Genomic DNA, 15212 nt, shown 5'->3' with positions numbered 1-15212 from the left:
CTCCTCCGGCCATCGGCCCAGTCTTATATGGATATTGTGCAAATAAGTCTACATCGCCGATACAAGTGCCGGTATGCCGGTCCTATGGCGTCCGCCGCCGGCCCGGCCGGCCTCATGCCCGTCAGCCGGCGGCGACGGAGACGGCGGGAACGGCGGGGGAGCCCTCTGCGGCGACCTCGCGGAGCAGGGCCGCGGCGGCGGCGCTGGTCGGGTCGCCGGTGACGGTGACGATCTCCCAGGGCGGGACCGCGCCGGCGAGCGGGACGAACCGCACGCGGTCGGTCTTCGCCGAGAACGACCGCGGTACGAGCGCCACGCCCAGCCCGAAGGTCACCAGGTCCAGCAGCGAGTGCACGTCGGTCACCTCCAGCGCCACCCGGCGCTCCACCCCCGCGCCGGCCAGCACGCTGTCGGCCAGGTTCCTGCTGACCCAGTCGGCGGGGAAGTCCACGAACCGCTCGGCGCCCAGTTCGGCCAGGCCGACCTCCGCGCGGGAGGCCAGCGGGTGGTCCGATGGGCAGGCCAGGACGAGCGGCTCGCCGGCGAGGGGCGTGGCCACGACGTCGCCGGGGCACCGGGCCGGGCGGGCGACGAACGCCACGTCCAGCCGGCCCGTCCGCACCTGCTCGACGAGCTCGCCGGAACCGCCGTGCCGCAGGCTGACCTCCAGGCCGGGATGCGCGGCCACGAACCGGGCGAGCACCGCCGGCAGGTGCACCACGTGCAGGCACTGCAGCGAGCCGATGGCGAGGCTGCCCCGCAGCAGGCCCTGCACCGCCGCCACGGCGTCCACGGCCGCGCCGGTCGCCGCGAGCGCCCGCCGGGCCTCCACCAGCAGCGCCCGGCCCGCCGGGGTCAGCTCGACCTGCCGGGTGCTGCGCAGGAACAGCGGGGCGCCCAGTTCGCGCTCCAGCGACCGGATCGAGGCGGACAGGCCCGACTGGGCGACGCGCAGCCGCTTGGCGGCCCGGGTGAAGTGGCAGTCCTCGGCGACGGCCACGAAGTACTCGAGCTGCCGGAGCTCCATGATCTATCACCATCGCTGCTCAATGAGATCAGTTTCTTCTGTTGGACAGCTTAATCGTGGGCAGAGGAGACTGCGAAGGACAAGACATCTCCGAGGAGGAACTCTCATGCAGACTCGCCGCATCGGCGACGTCCAGGTCGGCGCGATCGGTCTGGGCGGCATGCCCATGTCCATCGAGGGGCGCCCCGACGAGCAGCGTTCCATCGCGACCATCCACGCCGCGCTCGACGCCGGCGTCACGCTCATCGACACGGCCGACGCCTACCACCTGCTCGCCAACGACGTGGGCCACAACGAGGCGCTGATCGCCCGCGCCCTCGCGAGCTACGGAGGCGACACCTCCGACGTGCTGGTCGCCACCAAGGGCGGCCACCTGCGCCCCGGCGACGGCTCCTGGACGCAGAACGGCTCGCCCGACTACCTCAAGAGCGCCTGCGAGGCGTCGCTCAAGAGGCTCGGCGTGGAGGCCATCGGCCTCTATCAGTTCCACCGGCCCGACCCGCGCGTGCCCTACGCCGACTCCGTCGGGGCCGTCCGCGACCTGCTGGACGCCGGGAAGATCCGGATGGCCGGCATCTCCAACGCCGACCCCGGCCAGATCCGCCAGGCGAACGAGATCCTGGGCGGGCGGCTGGTGAGCGTCCAGAACCAGTTCTCGCCCGCCTTCCGCTCCAGCGATCCCGAGCTCGAACTGTGCGCCGAGATGGACATCGCCTTCCTGCCGTGGAGCCCGCTCGGCGGCATCGCCCGGGCAGGGGAGCTCGGCTCGCGGTTCGACGTCTTCGCCGAGATCGGGCGCGAGCACGGCGCCAGCGCTCAGCAGGTCTGCCTCGCGTGGATGCTCGCCAAGGCCCCGGTCGTCATCCCGATCCCCGGGTCCTCGCGTCCGGAGACCATCCGCGACTCGGCCGCCGCGGTCGACCTGAAGCTGTCGCCCGAGGAGCTGTCCCGCCTCGACGCGGCCTGACCGCGAGCGGTCCCGGGTGGCCGTCCGCCGATGGACGCCACCCGGGCGCGCGCGGTCAGTTGGTCCGGGTGTTGGGCAGGTGCGCGCCGAGGTAGCCGACGTAGACCTTGCCCGTGGCGCCCCCCGAGTCGTCGTGGAAGTGCATGCGCGGCGCCGGGTACCCGACCGCGCGCAGCTTGATGTGGGCCTCCATGAGGATCTCGCCGCGCGGGTCGACCTCGGTCGGCACGGGGAAGGTCCGCGGGTCGCGGAACTTGTCGCGGCTGGTGACGCTCTTGGACTCGCGCATGACCAGCATCCCGGTCGGCACCCTGTAGCGTCCGGGCTCCCCGACGGCGCACCAGTCGTAGAACCCGCCGGCGAACTCCCCGGTGGAACGGGCGCGGGCGAAGTCGTTCAGCGCGTGCAGCGCGTCCCACGCCTTGCCGGCCCAGCTGCGGCGCAGCCCCGGGTAGACGACGTCCAGCCGCGCGGCGGGGGAGTCGGTGTCGCCGATCACCACGTGGGTGAGCCGGGACCTGGCCTCGACCAGCGCCTCGGCCAGGCTGCCGGGCTGGAACACCTCCTCGGGGACGGCGACGCCGTACATCGGGTGGCCGAGCGCGGCCAGCGCGCCCTCCAGCCAGCGCACCCGCTCGGCGAGCGTGCGCGCCGAGTCCACCGCGTCGGCGTACTCCTCCTGCAGCAGCCGGTAGGCGACCCGCGGGTCCTCCGGCTCGTCCGACGGGGCCGGGTCGTCGATGACCAGGTCGCGCAGGGCGTCCAGCCGCAGGCCCAGCGTGCGCACCTCGCGCAGGAGCCGCTGTCCGGTGTCCATGCCCGCCGCCAGCCCGAGTGCCGTCTCCAGCTCCTCGCGCACCTCCTTGACCACCAGCTCCGCCACCTCGTACGCCAGCCCGGGGGGCGCCTCCCCGGGCGCGTTCATCTCCGCCCGTACGCCCTCGTCCGCGCGCCGGTCCGCCCCTGCCTCCCCGCCCGCGTCCGCCGCTTTCCCGCTGCCGCCCGCCGCCGCCTCTCCGCTCGCGTCCGCCGCCGGTTCCCCGCTCTCGTCCGGCCCGGTCGCCTCGCCCGCGCGTCCTGCCGTCGGCGCCTGTCCGGCCGCGTGGGCGGGTGAGGCGCCCGGCGCGGAGGGGGGCAGCGGCACGACGGGACGCCGAGGCGCCGGGACGGCCCCGGGCCCCGGCACGGGCGTGCCACCTGGTCCGGGGGCGGGCGCGACGCCAGGGACGGGTACTGCGCCGGGGATGGGCGCGGCGCCGGGACGGGGGAGGGGCGTCGCCGCTGAGCCGGGACTCGGCGGGAAGGGCGCGCCCGCCGGTCCGGGACGCGCGGGTGGCGGCATCAGCCGGCGCCGCAGTGCCTCGCGCGCCGGCCCGGAGGGCGCCAGGCGGGGGTCCAGCGCGCCCGCGAGGTCCCCGGACGGCGAGCGACCCACCAGCACACGGTGGACCACCGGCAGGGCACGCCGTACCTCCTCGGGCAGGTCGGCGCCCGCGGACCGGCCGATCATGCCCTCGACGATCTTGCCGAGCGCCGCCTCCCCTTCCTCGCGCAGCTTGGCCGGGCGCATCGGAGGATGACGGTAGCTGTGGCGCTCGGTGGCCGGATCGAACGGCGCGGCGTAGGTGCGGATCGCCCCGCCGTACACCCCGAGATCCCGGCCGATCGCCTGGTTGAACAGGTCTTCGGTGGGTTTGTCGGCCAGCCGTACCACCACCCCGGCGCCGGCGACCGCGGCCGCCAGCCACTCCGCGCGCCCGGCGCTGCCCGGGTCGGGGGTCACCACGGCGATGGGCACGCGACGGCGCGGCTCGGTGAGTATATGGACGAAGTGCGACACTTCCTGCTCGGCCAGGACGACCGGCGCGTCCTCCAGGTGGACCGCGCCGTCGGTGATGCGATGGGTGCGCAGGTAGGCAGGGAGGAACCCCGGCGCGTGCGCCGTCCCCGAATGCCCGCCGCCGGATCGCTCCACGGTCACCACGACCCAGCCCGGCACCCGGTCGGTCCCGTCCAGGAAGACCGCTTCGGTGCGCAGCGCGCCGCCGTCGCACGGCTCCTCAAGGACATACCGGCCGCACTCGTCACGACGCTCCATGGTCAGCCGTGCCCCGCCCACCTCGTGCCGCGTCCGCTGCCGCGCGGCGTCGGCGGCCGGGAAGCCCTTCTCCTCTCCCCACCGCGAAAAGGTGCGATGCAGCCGGACCCAGATGGGTCTCGCGCCGTCTCGCAGTACAGCCTGGTACAGCCGTGTCGTGGACCCCACTGTCTGCCCTTCGGTCGGTCGATGGTGAAAGGTACGGCCAGGTCCCCCGTTCCTGTTGGACGCGAGCACCGCCGCGCCGGATGTCACGCACGGCCTACATGTTCACTCCGGAGAGTGATGCCTGGGCGGGAAACGCCAGAAGCGGGAACTGTCGGGGCCGTTCGGCACGATGGGAGGCATGGCTTCATGGCAGGAGATCGAGAAGGCCGTCCCCGAACTGGCCGCCCGCGTGACCGAGGTCATGGGCAAGGGCAAGCACAAGACGATGGCCACCCTGCGCAAGGATGGCTCGCCGCGCATCAGCGGCATCGAGGTCGAGTTCAAGCAGGGCCAGGTGTGGCTCGGCTCCATGCTCGGCGCCGTCAAGGCCCTCGACCTGCGCAGAGACCCCCGCGTGGCGATCCACAGCCCTACCAGCGATCCCGACGAGGCCGATCCGGGGCGCTGGAGCGGTGAGGCCAAGATCGCCGGGAGGGCCGTCGAGATCACCGACGAACGGGTCCGCGAGGCGTACGGCGCGCCGCCCGGGCACGACTTCCACCTGTTCCGCGTCGAGGTCGCCGAAGTCGTCTTCACCTGCGTCGACGCCGACGGGCGGCATCTGGTGATCGAGATGTGGCACGAGGCCACCGGCCACCGCGTCGTGCGCCGCGAATGATCCGGTGCGCGGGGCCGCCGGGCCGTCGTCGCCCTTCCGGCGGGCGGGGCCGGGTGCGATGATCTCGGGTACGCGCCGGCGGACGTCGCGTAGCCGCAGTGCAGGAGAGTGCCCGGTGACAGACCACGCGACGCCCTTCGACCGGCCCCGGCCCCCTTCCTGCGACACCGCGCTCGACGAGGTCGCCGTGTCCCCCGATGAGCCGGCGGAGCGGCCCGGGGCCGCCGTAACCCCCGACGCGGTGCCGGCCGGGGTCGACACCTCGGTGCCGCACGCGGCGCGCATCTGGAACTTTTGGCTGGGCGGCGAGGACAACTACCCGGTCGACCGCGCGGTCGGCGAGCAGACCATGCGGGTGCTGCCCGAGATCGTGGACATCGCCCGCCACTCCCGGGCGTTCCTCGAACGGGCCGTCCGCTACCTGGTCGCCGAGGCGGGCATCCGCCAGTTCCTCGACGTGGGCGCCGGCCTGCCGACCGTCGACAACACCCACGAGGTGGCCCAGCGGGTGGCGCCCGAATGCCGGGTCGTCTACGTCGACAACGACCCGCTGGTGCTGGCGCACGCCCAGGAGCTGCTGACCAGCACTCCCGAGGGCATGACCGGCTACGTCCACGCCGACGCGCGCGACCCGGAGGCGATCCTGCGGGCCGCGGCCGCGACGCTGGACCTCACCCGGCCGGTCGGCGTGATCATGCTGGGCGTGCTGCCGTTCGTCGGCGACGACGCCGAGGCCAGGTCGATCGTCACCCGCCTGCTGGACGCCGTGCCCGAGGGTAGCCACCTGGCCATCACCCACAGCACGAGCGCCGTCACCGGCGACCGGGTGATCGAGGCCGTCCGCCAGTGGAACGCGGTGGCGCCGGCCCCCTATCACCTGCGCACCCCCGGCCAGATGGCGGGCTTCTTCGACGGCCTCACGCTGCTGGACCCGGGCATAGTCTCCTGCCCCCGGTGGCGCCCGGATCTGATCTCCCTCCACGGCCTCCCCGAGATGGACGAGTTCTGCGCGCTCGGCCGCAAGTGAACCGGCCGCACCGGCGGCCGGCGTGCGAGGTCCCGGGCGGCGGTGCGGCTCAGAAGGTGTCAGGAGGTCTCGGGAGGTGTCAGGAGGTCTTCTCGGCCTGCGGCGCCGTCCAGTCCGGATGCCCCGGCATGGGCGGCACCTTGTCGCTGTAGAGCCACCCCTCGATGTAGGCGGTGAGGTCGCGCCCACTGATCTTGTTGGCCATGTCGATGTAGTCCCGGGTGGTCGCCGACGTGCCGCGGTACCGGTCGAAGAACGCGCGCTCGATGCGCGTGAAGACGGCGTCGCCGACCTGCCGGCGCAGCCCCGCGAGCATCAGCAGCCCTCCGTTGTTCCCGCCGGTCAGCACGTCCGCCGCCGTCTTCAGCCGGGCCGGAGGGCCGGATTCCACCCGCTTGCCGAACTCGAACTCATACCGCTGCTTGAGGATGTCGTCGAGCCGGTGGTATCCCTTGTCCACCGAATAGAGCAACTGGTAGTAGTCGGCGTGGCCTTCGCTGATCCACATGTCGTTCCAGTTCCGCACCGAGACGGCGTCGCCGAAGTACTGGTGGGCCAGCTCGTGGATCATCGTCGGGGCGATGTCGGGAGCCGGGCGCGTCAGCCCTTCGACGCTGAAGGTCGACAGCGTCGCCGACTCCAGGGCGACCCCGTCGTAGTCCCCCGGCACCCCGAGCACCCCGTAGGCCGTGTAGGGGAACCTGCGGCCGAGCCGCTTCTCCATCCACGCGACCTGGCCGGGGATGTCGTCCACCCGTGGCTTGGCCGCCTTGTACCGATCGGTCGCGATGTAGCTGCGGATCGGCAGCCCGTGCGGGCCGCGCGCCGTCGTCATCGTGAAATGCCCGACGGCCGCCTGCACGACGTGGGTCGGGACCAGGTCGCGGCCGGCGTAGGTCGAGGTGGTGCGGTCCCCGGTCGTGACACGTGATCGGAGGGTTCCGATGGCGACGGCCTGCAGGTCCTTCGGCGTGGTGATGCGGAAGGTGAACCGGGCCTTGTCGCTCGGCCGGTCGTCGCACGGGAAGAACATGTGGGCGCGGTCCGGCTGGCCCATGAGCGCGAACCCGTCGGGCTTGTTGATCCAGTGGTCGATGATGTGCGTGCCGGGAGGATAGGACGGCGACGGCGGGTTCTGGCCCCGGTCGACGCGGTAGGAGACCTCGACGCGGAAGCGCCGTCCCTCGCGCAGCGCGTGCCTGGGAGTGACCAGCAGCTTCTCGCCGGAGACTCTGAAGGCGGCCGGTTCGCCCTGCACGGAGACCGAGCCGACGTGCTCCACCGCCGAGTCCAGGCTGAAGCCGGACAGGGTCTGCTTCGCCGTGGCGGTGATGCGGACGGAGGAGTCCATCTTCAGGGTGCCGGGCCGGTAGTCGTACCGGATGTCGTAGGACTCGACGTCGTACCCGCCGTTCCCCAGGTACGTGAAGAGCGGGTCGCCGGCGGTGTGCGCTCCGGGCTTCGGCGCCTCGCGGCCCGGGCCCGCCGCCCAGGCGGGGGAGAGCGCGGTGGACATCGCCAGCGTCAGCGCCGACGCGGCGGTCAGCCTGGTCAGTCTGGTGAGCCGTCTGGTGAGCCGGGGGTTGATGCTGGAGGACAAAGGGCCGCCTTCGGGGTGTCGGGGCGCCGCTTCCGGCGCGCTCGGACCACTTTGGGCGAGCAACATGTCCGGCCCGTCGGAGCACGGCCTTCACCGCCGCTCAGCCGTGTATCAACCGTGTACCGGCCGACGGACCGGCCTGGGATACGACGGGGCGGGCGAAAGTCGAGCCGGGACACATCGGACCTCTTTTAATCCGGACGTTCGCCTACTTGTTTGGATGTATAGCCCTAAAACGCCCAGGAAGCGTGGTGGCATGGGATGGCATGTCCGGGATGTACATGCACGAATCTCGCGAGACCCTATTGACGGGGAAATTCATCCGATGTTAACTGCGCCTAACGGTTCTGAGGGAGGGGCTGTGCACCGCCTGGTGCCGAGGCGGCGCATGGAAACCCCCTCCACAGGGCCGCGCTGTGGAACAGGCCCGCGGCGTGCATCGCCGGTCGCCGATCACCGGCGTGCACGTCCGGGCCTCTCCCACCGGCGACCTCGCGATCCTTCCCCCTGACCGCGCATCACCACCCCATCACCGGCCGGAACCCGGCCGCGTGACGATCGACCATGCCGCGATGCGTCCACCCAGGAAACGAGGGGCGGCGACCACCACCAGGAGAACACCGAGAAAGGGTGATCATGGTGATGAGGTTCCTACGTTCGCTGCCGCTGCTCGCGCTCGCCGCGGGCCTGCTCGCCGGGGCGCCGACCGCGCCGGCGGCGGCCTCGACGACCGATGCCGCCTTCGACCAGACGGCCGGGGCGCTGAACGTCGACTACGCGAGCTACCTCGCCAAGCACGACGTCGTCTACAACCGGCCCAACACCAACCCCCTGTACGGCCTGACCGTGGGGAACGGCAGAACCGGCGCCATGGCCTGGAGCCAGAACGGCCTCACCATGCAGACCTCGGGCGTGGACCTGTCCGAGCAGTCCGCGTACGCGGCCGGGCTGGTGAACCTGGCGACCACCCCGAGCATGGAGTCGGGTTACACCACCTTCCAGCAGCGGCTCTCGCTGTACGACGGCACGCTCGTCACCAAGTACGACGCCAACCGCACCGTCACCGTCCTCGGATCGCCGAACTCCGAGGTGATGGGCATCCACGTGGACGACACGCGCGGCGGCGTCTCCGGCATCGCCCTCACGCTGAGCATGTGGGACCCGGCGACCGTGACCAACAGCGCGGACGTCCCGGACCTGACCACCTGGAAGACCGTCTCGACCTTCGCCGACGCCGCCGGCGCGGGCCTGAGCCGGGGGCAGGCCGATCCCAACGGCTTCGGCTACACGCTGGCCGCCACGGTCGAGGGCGCCGGGTACGCGACCCAGGTCGTCGACTCCCGGACGGTACGGCTGACCATCACGCCGTCCTCGAGCTACACGATCTGGTTCACCGCGGCCAGCCGGATCAACGCGCCGAACCGCGACTCGGTCGCCCAGGCTCGCAGCCAGCTCTCGTCGGTCAAGTCGACCGGGTACTCCACCACGCTGAACAACTACCGCAACTGGTGGCACGCGTTCTGGGCCAGGTCGTTCGTCCAGTACTCGGGCCTGTCCGGCGACGGCGACTACCTGGAGAACCTCTACTACCTGTCCACCTACATGATCGCCGCCGCCGGCTACGGCAGCTACCCGGCCCACTTCATCAACGGCGTCTTCCGCGCCACGCAGGACAACACCAAGTGGAGCAACGCCTACTGGTACTGGAACCAGCGCGACGTCTACCTGTCCTTCCTGGCCGCCAACCACCCCGAGCTGGCCGACCGGCACAACAACCTCTACAGCCGTAACTACAACGCGCTGAAGTCCTACACGCAGACGCGGTACGGCGTGGACGGCCTGTGGGTGCCCGAGACCATGGGCTGGGACGGCAACGCGCGCGGCACGGTCGGCAGCGACTACACCAAGAACATCCTGTCCACCGGGTACGAGGCCGCCTACAGCATGTACATGCGGTACCGGTACACCAACGACGCCGGCTACCTGCGCGACGTGGCCTACCCGTTCATGCGCGAGACCGCGAAGTTCTACTCGGCCATGCTGTCCTACGACAGCGGCACGGGCACGTACTACATGGCCAACTCCAACTCGCACGAGACGTACTGGAACGTCCGCAACGCCATCACCGACCTGGCCGCCGTGCGCAGTATCTTCCCGCTCACCATCCAGGTGAGCCAGCAGCTCGGCGTGGACGGCGGGCTGCGCGCCGGGTGGCAGAACGTCGTGGACCACCTGACCCCCTACGTCGTCTCCAACGGCGCCTACCAGCCGCACCAGCCGCCGATCTCCCAGACCCGCAACAACGAGAACGTCTCGGCCGAGCTGATCTGGCCCTACGACCTCACCGGCATCGGCTACCCCGACTACCAGACCGCAGTGAACACCTGGAACCAGCGGCCCTTCCCCTACGGCAACGTCTGGTCCAACGACGCGGTGCAGGCGGCCCGGCTCGGCCTCGGCGACCAGGCGTACAACGGCATGAAGACCATGCTGCAGAAGTACCAGAACTACCCCAACGGCATGACCGCCAACACCAACGGCGTCTTCGAGTACCTCGGCGTCCACCTCACCGCGCTCAACGAGTCCCTGCTGCAGAGCTACAACGGCAAGGTGCGCGTCTTCCCGGCCGTCCCGGGCGATTCCTCCTTCGCCGGGAAGTTCACGCTGCTCGCCAAGGACGGCTTCCTGGTCAGCTCGGAACGCGAGGGCGGCGAGACCAAGTACGTCGGGCTGAAGAGCCTCTACGGCAAGCAGGCCACCGTGGTCAACCCGTGGAGCGGCCAGCAGGTGCGCGTCCGCCGGACCTCCGACAACGCGGTCGTCACGACGAGCTCGGCCGCCGAGATCACCTTCGCCACCGCGTCCGGCGCGGTGTACGTGGTCGAGCGCACCGCCAAGCCGCTCGGCTCCTACACCTCCGCCCGCCTCACCGGCTCCGCCAACCAGGGCGTCAAGACCCTGCGCAACACCGCCTCCACCCTCGGCCTCGGCGTCCCCGGCCAGAGCGGCGGCCTGGTCAACGACACCGAGCTGACCTATGACGCGAACTGGTACCAGACCACCGGCCGCGGCTACGGCGACTACAACGACGACACCCACCACACGACCACGGTCGGCGCCACCGCTCAGTACACCTTCACCGGCACGGGCATCGACTACCTGTCCGAGCGCAACGGCGACATGGGCAACGTGGACGTGTACCTCGACAACGTCTTCCAGGCCAACGTCACCCTGTACGCCGCGGGCGCCCGCCAGGCGCAGCAGGTCGTCTACAGCAAGACCGGCCTGTCGAACGGGCAGCACACCATCAAGATCGTCAACAAGGCGACCTCCGTCGGCATGGTCGACGCCCTGCGCGTCCGCACCCAGGCCGGCGGGACGCCCTCGGTGAGCCTGCGCGCCCGCGCCAACGGCAAGTTCGTGACGGCCGTGGACGGCTCCCCGCTGATCGCGGGCGCCTCCAGTGCCGGCACCGGCGAGCAGTTCGAGCGCGTGGACCTCGGCAACGGCGGCATCGCCCTGCGCGCCCGGTCGAACAACCGGTACGTCACCGCCGAGAACGGTGGCGCCGACCCCCTCGTCGCCGACCGGGACGCCATCGGCCCGTGGGAGACCTTCCTGCAGGTCGCCAACTCCGACGGCACCATCAGCCTGCGCGCCCAGGCCAACGGCAGGTACGTCTGCGCCGACAACGGCGGAGCCGCCCCCCTCATCGCCAACCGCGACGCCGTCGGGGCCTGGGAGTCCTTCGACCTGGTGACGAGCTGACCCGCCCTGCCTCCGCGACCGTTCCGCCGGCCTGCCCCGGCCGGCGGAACGGTCGCGCCGACCGGCGCGACCCGCCCTGCGTCACAGCCCGTAGCGGGCGCGGGCCTCCTGGACGGTCTCCGGCTTGACCTCGCCGCGCCGGGTCAGCGCCGCGAGCGCCGCGACCACGATCGACTCAGGGTCGACCCCGAAGTGACGGCGGGCCGCTTCGCGGGTGTCGGACAGGCCGAAGCCGTCGGTGCCGAGCGAGTGCCAGTCCTGCCGCACCCACTGGCTGATCTGGTCGGGGACGGCCCGCATCCAGTCGCTGACGGCCAGCACCGGCCCGGGCGCGCCGTCCAGCGCGCGGGTGACGTACGGAAGGTGATCCTCGCCCCTGAGCTGCGCCTCGTCGCAGGCCAGGGCGTCGCGGCGCAGTTCGCTCCAGGAGGTGGCCGACCACACGTCGGCGGCCACGCCCCAGTCGTCGGCGAGGAGCCGCTGGGCCTGGAGGATCCAGTGAATGGCGGTCCCGGAGGCGAGAAGCTGCAGGCGCGGGGCGTCCTCGGCCAGGCTCGGCGCCTGCTGGAAGCGGTAGAGCCCCTTGAGGATGCCCTCCTCCACCCCCTCGGGCATGGCGGGCTGGACCTTCGGCTCGTTGTAGACCGTCAGGTAGTAGAACACGTCCTCCGCGTCCGGCCCGTACATGCGGCGCAGGCCGTCACGGACGATCACTGCCACCTCGTAGGCGAAGGCCGGGTCGTAGGCCAGCGCCGCCGGGTTGGTGGAGGCGATCAGGTGGGAGTGGCCGTCGGCGTGCTGCAGGCCCTCGCCGGTCATGGTCGTGCGGCCGGCGGTCGCGCCGATGAGGAAACCGCGGCCGAGCTGGTCGGCCATCGCCCACATCTGGTCGGCCGTGCGCTGCCAGCCGAACATCGAGTAGAAGATGTAGAACGGGATCATCGGCTCGCCGTGGGTGGCGTAGGAGGTGGAGGCCGCCGTGAAGTCCGCCATCGAGCCGGCCTCGGTGATCCCCTCGTTGAGGATCTGGCCGTCCGCGGCCTCCTTGTAGTACATGAGCATGTCGCGGTCGACCGGGTCGTAGGTCTGGCCGAGCGGGGAGTAGATGCCGGCGCTCGGGAACAGCGACTCCATGCCGAAGGTGCGCGCCTCGTCCGGGACGATCGGCACCCAGCGCCTGCCGGTCTCCTTCTCGCGCATGAGGTCCTTGACCAGGCGGACGAACGCCATCGTCGTCGCGATCTCCTGGCTGCCCGACCCCTTGGCGAGGGCTTCGAACGGCTTGGCCGCCGGCTCGGGCAACGCCACCGCGTGGACCCTGCGGGCCGGGGCGGGGCCGCCCAGGGCGGCCCGGCGCTCCTGGAGGTAACGCACCTCCGGAGAATCGGCGCCCGGGTGGACGTAGGGGACCACCTCTTCGTCCAGCTTGCTGTCAGGGATGGGCAGTTCGAGTAGATCGCGCATCTCGCGGAACTGCTTGCCGGTCAGCTTCTTCATTTGGTGGTTGGCGTTGCGCGACTCGAAGCCGGCGCCCAGGGTGTAGCCCTTGACCGTCTGGGCGAGGATCACGGTGGGCGCGCCGCGGTGCTCGACCGCGGCGCGGTAGGCGGCGTACACCTTGCGCGGTTCGTGGCCCGCCCGGGAGGTGCGGAAGCACTCGGCGATCTTCGCGTCGGTCAGCACCTTCGCCATCTCGGCCAGGGCGGGCTCGGCGCCGAAGAAGTGCTCGCGGATGTAGGCGGCCTCACGGGTCGCGTACGTCTGGAACTGGCCGTCGGGCACCTCGCGCAGCCGGCGTACGAGCGCGCCGGTGGTGTCGAGCGCGAACAGCTCGTCCCAGGCCGAGCCCCAGAGGGACTTGACCACGTTCCAGCCCGCCGCGCGGAACTGGGCCTCCAGCTCCTGGACGATCTTGAAGTTGGCGCGTACCGGCCCGTCCAGCCGCTGCAGGTTGCAGTTGATCACGAAGGTGAGGTTGTCGAGCCCTTCGCGCCCGGCCAGGGCGAGCGCCGCGGTCGACTCGGGCTCGTCCATCTCGCCGTCGCCGAGGAACGCCCACACGTGCGAGCCGGAGGTGTCCTTGATGCCGCGGTGCTGCAGATAGCGGTTGAACCGCGCCTGGTAGATCGCCGCCAGCGAACCCAGGCCCATCGACACGGTCGGGAACTCCCACAGCCACGGCAGCCGGCGGGGATGGGGGTAGGAGGGCAGGCCGTCGCCGCCCGTCTCCCGCCGGAAGCGGTCGAGGTGCTCCTCGGTGAGCCGTCCGTCGAGGAAGGCCCGGGCGTAGATGCCGGGGGAGGCGTGGCCCTGGATGAAGAGCTGGTCGCCCGAGCCGTCGGCCTCCTTGCCGCGGAAGAAGTGCTGGAAGCCGGTCTCGTAGAGCCACGCGGCGGAGGCGAAGGTGGCGATGTGGCCGCCGAGGCCCAGGCGACTGCCCCGGGTCACCATGGCGGCCGCGTTCCAGCGGTTCCAGGCGGTGATCCGCCGTTCCATGGCTTCGTCGCCGGGGAACTCCGGCTCGGCCGCCGTGGGGATCGTGTTGAGGTAGTCGGTCTCCAGCAGATGTGGCAGCGCCAGACCGGCCCGCTCGCCGTGCTCGAGCGTGCGGCGCAGGAGGTAGGCGGCGCGGCTGGGCCCGGCGGCCTCGGTGACGGCGTCCAGTGAGGCCGCCCACTCGGCGGTCTCCTCCGCGTCGCGGTCGGGGAGCTGGTCGAGAGGGCTCCGCTGGTCACGCAGGGGATCGCTCATGGGGGTCGCCTTCCAAGTGGCCCGCACCTCGGTGGAGGACGAGACGGTGAGAAAGGGCCCTGCCGGCCGGACAGGGCGGAGGAGCAGGTGAGCTCGCGGACCACTGTACGACTGATCGATGATCGATCAAAACAGGGGGTCCATTTTTCGCTAAACGAAAGGAAAGCGATATTTACCATCGCCGCCCGGCGCGGGGTCCCGGCGTCATGGTGCGACGTCTGGGTTCGGTGTCACAGTTCGGTGTCTAGGTCTGGTGCCTAAGGCTGGTGTCATGATGCGGCGTCTGAGTTCGGTGTCACGGTTCGGCGTCCAGATCCGGTGTCACGGCTTCGGCCGTGCCGGCGGCCGCCGCCGTCGGGGACGGGCCTCAGTCCCCAGCGGAGGGGCGGCGCGGTGCGCAGGCCAGGACGTGCTCCTTGACCAGCCGGCCCACCCCCGGATCGCGCCGCCGGAAGGCCGCGACGACCGCCTCGTGCTCCTCCGCGTAGGACTGCTGGTGGGTGCCCAGCCAGCGGATGGAGAGCGCGGTCCACACCTCGATGCCGAGCGACTCCCAGGTGTGCAGCAGGACGGCGTTCCCGGACGCCCGCACCAGCTCCCGGTGGAAGGCGACGGTGTGGCGCACCTGGGCCTCCGCGTCGCGCCCGCGGTCGGCCTCGTACAGCGCGGCCACCTGCGGCTCGAGGACCGAGACGTCCTCGCCCAGCCGGGGCGCGGCCAACTCGGCGGCGATCTGCTCCAGCCCCGCCCGCACCGGATAGATCTCCTCCAGGTCCGCCACGGTGAGGTCGCGCACCCGGACCCCCTTGTTCGGCGCCGACTCGATCAGCCGCAGTCCCTCCAGCTCCCGCAGCGCCTCCCGGACGGGGGTCTGGCTGACCTCGAGCTCGACGGCGACCCGCCGTTCGACGATGCGCTCGCCCGGCTTCCAGCGTCCACTGACGATGCCCTCCACGATGTACTCGCGAATCTGCTCGCGCAGCGAGTGGACGACGGGCGAGGCCATGAGTGCTCCTTGGAAGATCGCCGCCCGCCCGGTCCGTGTGCCCGGGACTCGCACCGTCGCGCCGGCGTCCGTACCGGTGGCCCGGCCGATGGGGATCGGTGAGCGGTCATCTGCTCAAAAGACTAGTACGCCCCGCCTCCCC

The 15212-nt window shown here is 71.4% G+C and carries 9 protein-coding genes; 4 read left to right on the top strand and 5 right to left on the bottom strand.

All coding sequences use genetic code 11. The features are described 5' to 3' along the window. Window positions 1–121: 121 nt before the first annotated feature. Complete coding sequence (locus ABZT47_RS01215) at window positions 122–1027, bottom strand: LysR family transcriptional regulator (protein ID WP_354834727.1); 906 nt, start codon at window positions 1025–1027, stop codon at window positions 122–124. A 106-nt stretch (window positions 1028–1133) separates the two neighbouring features. On the opposite strand from ABZT47_RS01215, the gene ABZT47_RS01210 reads away from it, so the two are divergent. Further along, window positions 1134–1994 carry an aldo/keto reductase gene (locus ABZT47_RS01210; RefSeq protein WP_354834724.1) on the top strand — a complete coding sequence of 287 codons (861 nt, stop codon included), beginning with the start codon at window positions 1134–1136 and terminating at the stop codon, window positions 1992–1994. Between the two features lie 55 nt (window positions 1995–2049). On the opposite strand, the gene ABZT47_RS01205 is transcribed toward ABZT47_RS01210, so the two are convergent. Beyond that, window positions 2050–4260 (bottom strand): hypothetical protein, encoded by a 2211-nt coding sequence (locus ABZT47_RS01205; protein ID WP_354834721.1) that lies wholly within the window; start codon window positions 4258–4260, stop codon window positions 2050–2052. A gap of 178 nt (window positions 4261–4438) precedes the next feature. On the opposite strand from ABZT47_RS01205, the gene ABZT47_RS01200 reads away from it, so the two are divergent. After that, entirely contained in the window at window positions 4439–4918 is a 480-nt protein-coding gene (locus tag ABZT47_RS01200) for a pyridoxamine 5'-phosphate oxidase family protein (protein ID WP_354834718.1), read from the top strand. Between the two features lie 115 nt (window positions 4919–5033). Next, on the top strand, window positions 5034–5945 hold the full coding sequence (locus ABZT47_RS01195) for an SAM-dependent methyltransferase (protein ID WP_354834715.1): 912 nt from the start codon (window positions 5034–5036) through the stop codon (window positions 5943–5945). Between the two features lie 79 nt (window positions 5946–6024). Here the strand turns inward: ABZT47_RS01195 and ABZT47_RS01190 are convergent, their stop codons facing one another. Beyond that, window positions 6025–7545, bottom strand: coding sequence for a M1 family metallopeptidase (locus tag ABZT47_RS01190; RefSeq protein ID WP_354834713.1), 1521 nt, complete (start codon window positions 7543–7545; stop codon window positions 6025–6027). Between the two features lie 642 nt (window positions 7546–8187). Between ABZT47_RS01190 and ABZT47_RS01185 the strand changes: the two genes are divergently transcribed. Next, entirely contained in the window at window positions 8188–11313 is a 3126-nt protein-coding gene (locus ABZT47_RS01185) for a hypothetical protein (protein ID WP_354834710.1), read from the top strand. Between the two features lie 81 nt (window positions 11314–11394). Here ABZT47_RS01185 and aceE read toward each other — a convergent pair whose 3' ends face one another. Continuing rightward, complete coding sequence (aceE, locus tag ABZT47_RS01180; protein ID WP_354834707.1) at window positions 11395–14064, bottom strand: pyruvate dehydrogenase (acetyl-transferring), homodimeric type; 2670 nt, start codon at window positions 14062–14064, stop codon at window positions 11395–11397. Between the two features lie 367 nt (window positions 14065–14431). Then, window positions 14432–15070, bottom strand: coding sequence for a GntR family transcriptional regulator (locus tag ABZT47_RS01175; RefSeq protein ID WP_354834704.1), 639 nt, complete (start codon window positions 15068–15070; stop codon window positions 14432–14434). Between the last annotated feature and the right edge of the window lie 142 nt (window positions 15071–15212).

Source organism: Sphaerisporangium sp. NPDC005289 (assembly GCF_040607455.1).
In the GTDB taxonomy this organism is placed as follows: Bacteria; Actinomycetota; Actinomycetes; order Streptosporangiales; family Streptosporangiaceae; genus Sphaerisporangium; species Sphaerisporangium rhizosphaerae.
Note: the sequence above shows the minus strand (reverse complement) of the source record. Positions and strands in the feature narration are given on the sequence as shown.